The sequence below is a fragment of the Microcystis sp. M015S2 genome (genome assembly GCF_020245945.1).
Taxonomy (GTDB): domain Bacteria; phylum Cyanobacteriota; class Cyanobacteriia; order Cyanobacteriales; family Microcystaceae; genus Microcystis.
On sequence record NZ_JADBTX010000013.1, the window covers coordinates 1 to 9,138 of the forward strand.

12 protein-coding genes and 1 pseudogene are annotated in these 9,138 nt (G+C 37.1%); 5 read left to right on the forward strand and 8 right to left on the reverse strand.

What is annotated here, in order from left to right; translation table 11 throughout:
* Window positions 1-256 precede the first annotated feature (256 nt).
* On the forward strand, window positions 257-1,171 hold the full coding sequence (locus IM473_RS02350; RefSeq protein ID WP_287660638.1) for a hypothetical protein: 915 nt from the start codon (window positions 257-259) through the stop codon (window positions 1,169-1,171).
* Window positions 1,172-1,551: 380 nt separating this feature from the next.
* Here IM473_RS02350 and IM473_RS02355 read toward each other — a convergent pair whose 3' ends face one another.
* The 4 genes from IM473_RS02355 to IM473_RS02365 form a co-directional block, all read right to left on the reverse strand.
* Window positions 1,552-2,004, reverse strand: coding sequence for a DUF29 domain-containing protein (locus IM473_RS02355; RefSeq protein ID WP_287660639.1), 453 nt, complete (start codon window positions 2,002-2,004; stop codon window positions 1,552-1,554).
* A 156-nt stretch (window positions 2,005-2,160) separates the two neighbouring features.
* Window positions 2,161-2,247 (reverse strand): PEP-CTERM sorting domain-containing protein, encoded by an 87-nt coding sequence (locus IM473_RS22460; RefSeq protein ID WP_071823541.1) that lies wholly within the window; start codon window positions 2,245-2,247, stop codon window positions 2,161-2,163.
* A gap of 182 nt (window positions 2,248-2,429) precedes the next feature.
* Entirely contained in the window at window positions 2,430-2,720 is a 291-nt protein-coding gene (locus tag IM473_RS02360) for a DUF433 domain-containing protein (RefSeq protein ID WP_287660640.1), read from the reverse strand.
* Window positions 2,721-2,944: 224 nt separating this feature from the next.
* Entirely contained in the window at window positions 2,945-4,264 is a 1,320-nt protein-coding gene (locus IM473_RS02365) for a PEP-CTERM sorting domain-containing protein (protein ID WP_287660641.1), read from the reverse strand.
* A 586-nt stretch (window positions 4,265-4,850) separates the two neighbouring features.
* Here IM473_RS02365 and IM473_RS02370 point away from each other — a divergent pair.
* The 4 genes and pseudogenes from IM473_RS02370 to IM473_RS02385 all read left to right on the forward strand — a co-directional run bounded on the left by IM473_RS02370 (window position 4,851) and on the right by IM473_RS02385 (window position 7,393).
* Window positions 4,851-5,276, forward strand: a complete 426-nt coding sequence (locus tag IM473_RS02370; RefSeq protein WP_287660642.1) for a DUF29 family protein — start codon at window positions 4,851-4,853, stop codon at window positions 5,274-5,276.
* Window positions 5,277-5,376: 100 nt separating this feature from the next.
* Window positions 5,377-5,649: a DUF2281 domain-containing protein gene (locus IM473_RS02375; RefSeq protein WP_286826344.1), complete on the forward strand. Its 273-nt coding sequence runs from the start codon at window positions 5,377-5,379 to the stop codon at window positions 5,647-5,649.
* Window positions 5,636-5,776, forward strand: a pseudogene (locus IM473_RS02380) (type II toxin-antitoxin system VapC family toxin); the annotation flags it as partial. The gene IM473_RS02375 and the pseudogene IM473_RS02380, both read left to right, overlap by 14 nt.
* Before the next feature lie 246 nt (window positions 5,777-6,022).
* The gene (locus IM473_RS02385; protein WP_287660643.1) at window positions 6,023-7,393 is read left to right on the forward strand and encodes a helix-turn-helix domain-containing protein; all 1,371 of its coding nucleotides are present in this window, start codon (window positions 6,023-6,025) and stop codon (window positions 7,391-7,393) included.
* Between the two features lie 157 nt (window positions 7,394-7,550).
* Here IM473_RS02385 and IM473_RS02390 read toward each other — a convergent pair whose 3' ends face one another.
* The 4 genes from IM473_RS02390 to IM473_RS02405 all read right to left on the reverse strand — a co-directional run.
* Window positions 7,551-7,871 (reverse strand): putative toxin-antitoxin system toxin component, PIN family, encoded by a 321-nt coding sequence (locus tag IM473_RS02390; protein ID WP_287660644.1) that lies wholly within the window; start codon window positions 7,869-7,871, stop codon window positions 7,551-7,553.
* Window positions 7,868-8,131 (reverse strand): hypothetical protein, encoded by a 264-nt coding sequence (locus IM473_RS02395; protein ID WP_002752205.1) that lies wholly within the window; start codon window positions 8,129-8,131, stop codon window positions 7,868-7,870. Before IM473_RS02395 ends, IM473_RS02390 begins: the two co-directional genes overlap by 4 nt.
* Window positions 8,132-8,194: 63 nt before the next feature.
* Window positions 8,195-8,758: a Uma2 family endonuclease gene (locus IM473_RS02400; protein ID WP_287660645.1), complete on the reverse strand. Its 564-nt coding sequence runs from the start codon at window positions 8,756-8,758 to the stop codon at window positions 8,195-8,197.
* Between the two features lie 109 nt (window positions 8,759-8,867).
* The coding region (locus tag IM473_RS02405; protein WP_287660646.1) for a photosynthetic reaction center family protein at window positions 8,868-9,138 on the reverse strand (271 nt) is incomplete at its 5' end.

Genomic DNA, 9,138 nt, shown 5'->3' on the forward strand with positions numbered 1-9,138 from the left:
ACCGATGTATAAACGGTTGTTGGTGCTGGTGATCCACTGACAGAACTGCTCCCACAGGGAAGCGCTCTCGCGCTGTTGTAAGGTGGTGGTCATTGGTTTATGAGTGCGATTTGAATGATTGATGATGTTCTCATCTTAAGGAGTTTGTATCGGTTTGTAAAGGGAGTTGAAACTATTGTTACTTATGCCATTAATAAGCTGAGATTATGAAACGGGTCGGGTGCGGTTGGGTCTTTTCTGATCTAAGATTGAAGATATGACTCGACAACCTCACGATCAATTTGCCAAACAATACCTAGAAGAATTGCTGTCTCCTCTGGGAAGGGTGGAAGTTAGCAAGGAGGTGGCGGATGAAACCCGTCAGGTGGATGTTTTCTTCTCTCCTCACTCTAATATGCGGGGAAATGCTCAATCTTTAGGTCTTTTAGGGCAAATGGTGACAACAAGCACTTTGCTTGAGCCTTTTCGCAATGCTCCCAATCGAACGGAAATTCGCAACTGTATCTTAAAATTGTTTTCGATTTTCGCTGAACTTCAACGGAAAGGGAAACGGGAAAAAACTGAGTTAAACGAGGATAACCTACCTAAATTGTGGATTTTGGCTACTTCTATTAGTTTGCACATCCTAGAGGGTTTTGATGCTAAATTAGAACTAGAAAACTGGACAGAAGGGATTTACTTTTTATCTCCCTCTCACCGAACGGCAATTATAGCGATTAATCAGTTACCTATTACCCCAGACACCTTACTGTTAAGATTGTTGGGACGAGGGAAAACCCAAAGCCAAGCGGTGAGAGAGTTGCTTGAGTTGCCATCTAGCGATTCCTTACGTCAAAATGTCATGGAATTATTGATCAGTTGGCGTGTGAGTGTTGAAATTAACAATCTTTTAGAATCAGAAGATAGGGAGGTATTTATGGCTTTATCTCAATCTTATTTAGAGTGGAAAGAGGCGACCAAACGGGAAGGACTTCAACAAGGACTTCAACAAGGACTTCAACAAGGACAACGACAAATTATTGAAAATTTAATGCAAGTGAGGTTTGGAGAATTGGATGAGTCTTTGATAAAAGTTATTGATGAGTTGCTCAAGTTATCACCGATGGAGTCTAGTCGTTTATTATTGGAGTCTTCACGGGAAGATTTAATCCGACGATTCATCTCTGAATAAGTTAATTAAGCTGGGTTAAAATACGTCTTAGCTTAAACAGATTCAAAGAAGCAATAAACGGCGTAAAACGGCAGGGTATTATTTAACAGATGAAGAATTGCGATAGACCTGAAAAGACGCTTATGATTTAGCTTTAGGACAAGCTACTTTAGAGGCTTTTCAAGGAAAATATGGAGTCAACGAATTAGCAGAAATTGTGATAAAATGCGATTATTTACCAAGCAATCGGGTTGATTTTGGGGTGATTATATTCTCTTAAATCTCTACGGATGAATTAGAATAGGCTCAACGATATAAGCATCCAAAAAGTGAAGATTTTAAATTAATAATTATCTTTAAAAACTAGGTTCCATCCTAGCTAAAATTATCTGAAGAATTATTTAAATAATTTCAGGAAGCCAATCTTCGTCTAAAATATCAGCTAAAGTATAAGGATTCTCTGAGGGTAATTTTAAATCCGTTTTCACCTCTGCCATTTTTTTGGCTTTACTATAAAGATAATCGAGACGATTAGATAAATGGTTTCTGAGATTGGTCGTTAATCTTAATTCTAATTGAGTCCGAAAACCAATTAATTCACCTCGCCAATGTCGCTGGTTATCTTCTCGTTGGCTTGACCAATACTGATAGAATAAAAGATGTTGTATTACTTGAATTACTAAACTCTCAACCGCATTTTTTTGTTCCCTTCCCAAAGCTTCTAACTCCTCAATTAAATGCTCATAATCTAAACTCTCAACTTGACGATTTTTTAATAATAAAACTGTCTCATCTAGCCATTGCTGATAATCTTCTTCATAGATAGATGATAAACTTTGTCTAGCATGAATCATCGGTTATTCCTCAATCCTTCAGAATATATTGCCATTATACACCAACAAAAAAGCCCCCCTTTCGAGGATGCCCTTTTATCTAATGATTTAGACGCTAACTGATTGCAATGCCAAAAATAGGGAGTTTATAGACTTTCCCATCAAAGTCAGGTTAGATTATGACCGTTTCTTAATTAAAAAACCCACCAAAGAAAACAGGCCTAACCCTAAAATAGAACTAGGTTCCGGTACTAACGAAATCATTAGTTATAGTCATTTCAGATAAGTCTGATACACTCTAGACCGACAAAACCCTTATGAACTCTGGGATTAATATTCTCAATTTTAATTGAAATGGCTATACCTTACTGACCGCAGATTCCGCAAAGCTTCCAGGACCGAGCGTTGACCCGCATCTTCATCAAGGTAGAGACGGATTTGACTCATTACAATTCACCGGCTCGATATCGTGATTCCCAGTCTTCACAATCGGCTCGGTAAGCATCGATATCGGCCTCTATCTGTTCTTTATTCGCGTGATAATACGCTAGAGCGCTATAAATTTGAGCCAGACTTAATTGAGGATACTCTTTAGCGATCGCTTCGGCACTCATTCCCATTTTATGATCCATGACTAAACTTTGAATCGTGATTCTAGTTCCCGCGATCCGGGGACGGGAATTACAAATATCCGGACTAGCCACAATAAATTCGCTAATATCGATGCCTGTAGCCATATTTTCGCCTAAAGAAGTCCCTTTTATTGTAGCTCGATCGATACATCCGAACAACCAAAAAGCACCCCTTTCGAGGATGCCCTTTTATCTAATGATTTAGACGCTAACTGATTGAAATGCCAAAAATAGGTAATTTATGGACTTTCCCATCAAAGTCAGGTTGATGATTGAAGCTGGAAATCGCCATCAAGTTGTATAAGCAACAAGATTAATAACAATTGCTATTAAGAGTCTTTTTTGGCTTGCTTTTTATTTAATTTTCCCGTCAAGAAAGCACCGAATCCAAGTAATCCTAAACCTAATAAATTGGACGGTTCAGGAACACTAACGCTACCAGTATTTTGAATAATGGGGTTTTGGGTGACTGTTACGGTTCCAGGAGCAGTAAATGTTAACCCCGTCACAAAAGCAGTAGGATCGGTTGGATCGAGCATTTCCGCGGGATCGATACCACTGACGCGAAAATCACTAAAGCCAAGAGGATTGACACCCAATAAATTGAAAGTCGTTCCTGCTAGGAGAGAATAATTGCCAAATCCGGGTAATTCTAAGGTAAATTCACTATCACCTTGGGGGAGAGCATTGGGGATTAAAACTGAGGCGAATAAGGGTCCGCCTGTCACTGAGTAATCGTATCCTACCGACACAATCGGATCGAAAAAGATGGGGTCAATTATACCCAACCCATTATCACCGATGATAACACCAGGAAAGGTAAAGCCGTCGGGATTGTTCGGATCTGGGGTAGGGAATAGAGGACTATCGGGAGTTGTACCAATGATTGAACCAGTGGTGAAAGCTCCTGTAGTTTGGGTGAAGAAAGCAATCAATGATCTTGCTCCATTAAAACCAGTATCAAAAAGCAGATCACTTTCTACATATTCCAATTCAAACTCATAGCTAGTGTTGGGAGCAAGGGTGTTAGCGGGTAAGAGGAGACTGGTATCAGTAGGATTCAGAGAAACGTCAAAAACAGTTCCTCCCAACGTGGATAAGATGCTGAAATTTTTGGAAATGTCCGGGAATAAGGAAGTCCCATTGAAACTAATAGTAAAGGGTTGACTCGGATCAAAACCTTGAAGGTCATTGAAGGTTGTTCCCGTCAAGAAAGGAACATCATTGACAAATGCTCTCGGTGGGACGGTCGGCAAAACCGCCGCTTGAGTCCCCAAACTTCCCCCAACAATCGTATATATGTACTCAGTACCATCGGGAAACGCCGCTTCCAGTGCCTCTAGGGTAGGATAGGTAAGAAGCTTTGATGCAACAAACTCGTCTCCCGAAGGAAACATAATATCCAAAGGGATAGAGGAATCAGTACCATTGTAAAAAACAAAAGCACTCGTTAGGGCTGCTTCATCAGTGTATCTGATAATAGGGAAAAAGGTAAAAGAGCCACTATCGGGTTGAGCGTTGCTAGTCTGAGTATAATCAGCGAACTGAGCAAGACTAAAGCTTGTTATGGCTGCTTGTGCCGGAAAAGCCACCCCGATCGCACCCAATCCAATCCCTAAGCTGATACAATTAGCTAGTATCTTGTTCATAACCTAATAAAAGTCCAAAAAACTAAGTGATTCTTACAATCTAGATGTTCACTTTGGTTTTGTCTGTGGGAATTTGTGGCCATTTTGGATTTTCTGATACAATAATTTTTGTGGGATAAAGTGGGATTTAGTGGCAAAAAAGAGGGCAAGGCTCATGAAACAAGGCTAAATTTGATTTTTAGGTTCGATCCCCCCTAGCCCCCCTTGAAAAGGGGGGAACCAGACTCAAAGTCTCCCTTTTTAAGGAGGGAACCAGACTCAAAGTCCCCCTTTTTAAGGAGGGAACCAGACTCAAAGTCCCCCTTTTTAAGGAGGGAAACAGACTCAAAGTCTCCCTTTTTAAGGAGGGAAACAGACTCAAAGTCTCCCTTTTTAAGGAGGGAAACAGACTCAAAGTCTCCCTTTTTAAGGAGGGAAACAGACTCAAAGTCCCCCTTTTTAAGGAGGGAAACAGACTCAAAGTCCCCCTTTTTAAGGGGGATTTAGGGGGCTCGAACTAGCGAAGCTTATAACTAGCAACTTGGGTTAATTTAAATGCAGAACAAATTACTAAATTAAGAGGTTAATCAGTAAAAAAAGGCAAAAAATGGAAGAATTATTAGAGTTAAAAAATCTATTAATAGCTGGCAATGTTCCCGATGCCTTAATCTTGGTAGAGGAAATGACAGAAATGAGCAAAGATGATAAGCTCAATAAGATTTTTAGCTTTAGTATTATTGTCTTATTACATCTGATTAAACAGCAAGCAGAAAAACGCAGTACACGCTCATGGGAAACCTCTATTTCTAATTCTGTTCGACAGATTCAACGCATTAATCAACGACGTAAAACTGGAGGAAATTATCTAACAATAGAAGAATTAAAAGAAACCTTAGATGATGCTTATTCTTCAGCTTTAAGACAAGCGGCATTAGAAGCTTTTGAGGGTATATATAAACCCGAAGAAATTGAAGCTATGATTGATAAAAATAAAATTATTAATCAAGCATTGGCATTAATATTAACCGATTAAGTAACAGGTGACAGTCGGAAACAAATCAGGAGGTTTAAATGTCAGAAACAGTCGCTTAAACATTAGCAGCCTATTTAAAAACCTTAACGGAGGTAAATTAATGATTAACTTAGAACAAATTCAACAAGATATTAACCAATTACCTGAAGAAGCACAAAACTTACTGATTGATTTTATTGAGTTATTAAAAAAACGCTATTCTTTGGTAAAAAAGCCAGAGATTGCAGCAAAAATAAACCCTGAAGCTCAAAGTACCCTAGACATTTTAAAAGAATCTGGATTAATCGGTTGTATTAGTGCAGAATCAGACCTTTCTACTAATTATAAATCCGTTCTCAAAGAAGGATTAAAAGCTAAATATGATCATCGTTGATACTGGGTTCTGGGTGGCTTTATTTAACAATAAAGATCAATATCATCTAATAGCACAGCAAACCTTAGCACAGTATTCTTCTCAACCCCTAATTACAACTTGGTGTGTTTTAACAGAAAGTTGTCATCAGTCCGTAGTAGTCCGTAGCGAATATGTCAGATTTTTAAATATAGCGCAGGGTTCAATTCATAAATTAGAAACTTATCTTCTCCTATCTGGACGGATAGGATGAGGTGAGCAAAAAGAGATAAAATAATAGTTGATCTTTTGCAAGAGTAAAGTAAAATGATTATTAGTCTGATAAAAAAACAAGAAAACTAAAATATGTTCCCTGATCCCAACCAGCAATACAAATGTTCTATAGCTTACTTATATGGATATTCAAACCCTTTTAGAATGGACTGATAAACAGGTATTAGACAAAACCGGTAAACATCTTGATTCATTGCAAGAATCCATCTTACAGGGTATTTGGGAACATCAAGATTATGAAAAAATTGCCGAAAATAATCAGCGCAGTTATGACCATATAAAAAAAGAAGCATGGAAGTTATGGCAACTGTTATCAGATGTTTTTGAAGAAGATATAAAAAAGTCTAATGTTCGTTCTATTTTAGAAAATAAAGCTTCATCTATTATTTATAACTTTGTTAACCATCATGGTAATAATATTAGCAATAGTCGTGTTAATATCTGTAGAGAAAATAACCCCTACTCAGAAAACAAATTAAAAAAGTCTTCAAATTTCCCAGATAATGATCATCAATCCCCCATAATTAACCTAACAAAAGCACCTGAATTAAACTGTAAGTATGGACGTAACTTAGAAATATCAACCTTAAAAGAGTGGCTAAATAATAAAACTCGATTAATTACCATTTATGGGTTAACTGGAATTGGAAAAACAGCTTTAACCCTTAAATTAGTTTCAGAAATTGCCCCACAATTTGATTATATTATTTATCGCAGTCTGGAAAATATTCCTCAATTAATCGCTCTCAAAGATGATCTAAAACAGTTTTTCAACCAATCTCTATCAACCCCCTTACCTGATATAATAGATTATCTAAGCTCCTATCGTTGTTTAATTATTCTTGATGATGTACAGAATATTTTTAAACTGGGGGAATTAGCAGGTAAATATTTAAACGACTGTCAGGATTATCATAAATTTTTTCAGCAAATTGCTACCACATCTCATCAAAGTTGTTGGATTTTAATTAGTTGGGAACTTCCCAGAGATTTTGTCACCTTAAAATCCGATAAAATTAAAACTTTATACCTGCAAGGTTTAACAACAGAATTTGAAGAAATTTTCAAAGAATACGGTTTAAAAAATGAGGAGAAATGGACGGAACTGAGCGAACTTTATCAAGGTAATCTTAACTGGTTAAATATCATCTCCTCAACCATTATTGAACTATTTGATGGAGAAGTATCCCTATTTTTAGAACAAATGAACAATGAAATTTATTTAGGGGATATAGAAAACTTGATCGAATGTCATTTACAGCGTTTATCCGCAACAGAAAAAAAGGTGATACACTGGTTAGCTAATCAAACTGAAGCGGTAGAAAAGTTTCCCAAAACTGCTAATCTTGACCTTTCTCAATCTGAATTTTGGGCAGCTATTCAGTCATTAATAAGACGCTGTTTACTGGATAAATTACCATCAGAAACCTCGTCCTATTTTCCTATTAATCCTGTGTTTAAATCTTATCTTAAAAGAAATCCTAACGATTAGGATTATCTCTTTACAAATAGATGCGATCGCATTTTTATCTTTAACTATTTTGCAAAACTTGTAAGAATAAATTTGGGGACAAAATTTGTGTATGATGATAATGCTTTAGCGGTAAAATGTGTTTTTTATCTAAAGAAACTAGATAATCAGCACCTATTTAGTAAGCGGCTGCCAAAAACATATTATCATTTGGATCAACCTGATCGAGTAGCGTTGCTTGATAAATGCCTTGAATTTTGATAGCAGTATAAAAAATAGCCCTTAAAATATCCTTAATATCATTTCTGTCAATATTTTTCACTAATAGTTTTTCAACCAATTCCTCCAATAATTGAGGAGAAATAACTAACTTAAATCTACCCTCCCGCCAATAACGAATAATTTGACAAGGCGCACTGTTAGGATTTTTACTTAACAAAGCTGAAAGAAAAACCGAAGTATCAAGAATAACAAGAGGTGAATCTTGAGCAAACATCATAGTAAATCAGATTCTTCTAAGTTTCCTGAAATTCTCACACAAGCGTCATCAAATTTTTGCCAAACTTCATGATAACAATTATCGGGCATATTTTGAACCTCATTTAATGTTTCCATAATCAAATCTTTGGCCTGTTTTCTATTTACATTTTCTTTTAAAACTTCTAAATGCTTGTGTAACTGTTCTAATAACCATTGTTTATCTTCAAACGAAAAATTTCGTAACTTTTGTTCCAGTTCAATAATTTGAGGGGATATCATAAAGTTAACTCCTGACCAATATTAGTCTAGTTTAATGATAACAAAAGCTTCAAATTAAAAGCTTTAACTAAAGATTACCTTGTTATAAATATCTGCTATCTCCACCTCAACCCGCAAAGAGTTTAAATGAATTATCCTATCAGATTCATAAGCTGTAAACAACCAAAGATCGCCTTCCTTTTGAAAATGTTCAATATAACATTTTTCCTGAGAAATCAATAAATATTCCTGAAAAGTTGCAATGGTTCGATAAGCGGCAAACTTTTCTTCTCTGTCGTAACTTGCCGTTGCAGCAGACAAAACCTCAGCGATTAAAACAGGATTAATTAAAGTATCTTTGCGTCCTTCTTGATAACTAAGGGGTTCAGACATTACCATAATATCGGGATAGGTAGCAATTCGACGCTCAGGTATCCATAAACGCTGATCGGTGACAAAAACGGCATAGGGTTGATTCTTTAGTCCAGTATATAAAGCCACTAATAAATTACTAATAATGCGATTATGAGTCGGTGTTCCTCCTGTCATAGCAATAATTTTTCCATCCAGATATTCATGACGAGTTTGGGATTGTATTTCCTGCTCAAAATATTGACTAAGAGTATATTTTCCAGTGAGAGCGGTCATAATGATGATTGTTTGAGAATAAGCATTTTGCAGCGTTTTTCATTGTTCCCCAATTCTAACAACAAAAAAGCACCCCCTCGCGGGAGTGCCTTCTTGTTCAGACTAGGAATTAACCATTGATAGCAGGAGCAATCAGAGCCACAGGAGCCTGTTCACCACTAGCTAAGTCTAAGGGGAAGTTATGTGCATTACGCTCGTGCATTACTTCCATCCCGATACCAGCGCGGTTCAGCACATCAGCCCAAGTACCAATTACACGACCTTGAGAATCGAGAATCGACTGGTTGAAGTTGAAACCGTTGAGGTTAAACGCCATGGTGCTTACACCCATCGCCGTAAACCAGATACCGATTACCGGCCATGCACCCAAGAAGAAGTGC

What these genes read in the sequence shown, in the direction of transcription:
- IM473_RS02350 (WP_287660638.1), top strand. Translation starts at nt 257, where the DNA reads ATGACTCGACAACCTCACGATCAATTTGCCAAACAATACCTAGAAGAA.
- IM473_RS02375 (WP_286826344.1), top strand. Translation starts at nt 5,377, where the DNA reads ATGATTAACTTAGAACAAATTCAACAAGATATTAACCAATTACCTGAA.
- IM473_RS02360 (WP_287660640.1), bottom strand. Translation starts at nt 2,720, where the DNA reads ATGGCTACAGGCATCGATATTAGCGAATTTATTGTGGCTAGTCCGGAT.
- IM473_RS02400 (WP_287660645.1), bottom strand. Translation starts at nt 8,758, where the DNA reads ATGACCGCTCTCACTGGAAAATATACTCTTAGTCAATATTTTGAGCAG.
- IM473_RS02395 (WP_002752205.1), bottom strand. Translation starts at nt 8,131, where the DNA reads ATGATATCCCCTCAAATTATTGAACTGGAACAAAAGTTACGAAATTTT.
- IM473_RS22460 (WP_071823541.1), bottom strand. Translation starts at nt 2,247, where the DNA reads ATGATTTCGTTAGTACCGGAACCTAGTTCTATTTTAGGGTTAGGCCTG.
- IM473_RS02370 (WP_287660642.1), top strand. Translation starts at nt 4,851, where the DNA reads ATGGAAGAATTATTAGAGTTAAAAAATCTATTAATAGCTGGCAATGTT.
- IM473_RS02365 (WP_287660641.1), bottom strand. Translation starts at nt 4,264, where the DNA reads ATGAACAAGATACTAGCTAATTGTATCAGCTTAGGGATTGGATTGGGT.
- IM473_RS02390 (WP_287660644.1), bottom strand. Translation starts at nt 7,871, where the DNA reads ATGATGTTTGCTCAAGATTCACCTCTTGTTATTCTTGATACTTCGGTT.
- IM473_RS02385 (WP_287660643.1), top strand. Translation starts at nt 6,023, where the DNA reads ATGGATATTCAAACCCTTTTAGAATGGACTGATAAACAGGTATTAGAC.
- IM473_RS02355 (WP_287660639.1), bottom strand. Translation starts at nt 2,004, where the DNA reads ATGATTCATGCTAGACAAAGTTTATCATCTATCTATGAAGAAGATTAT.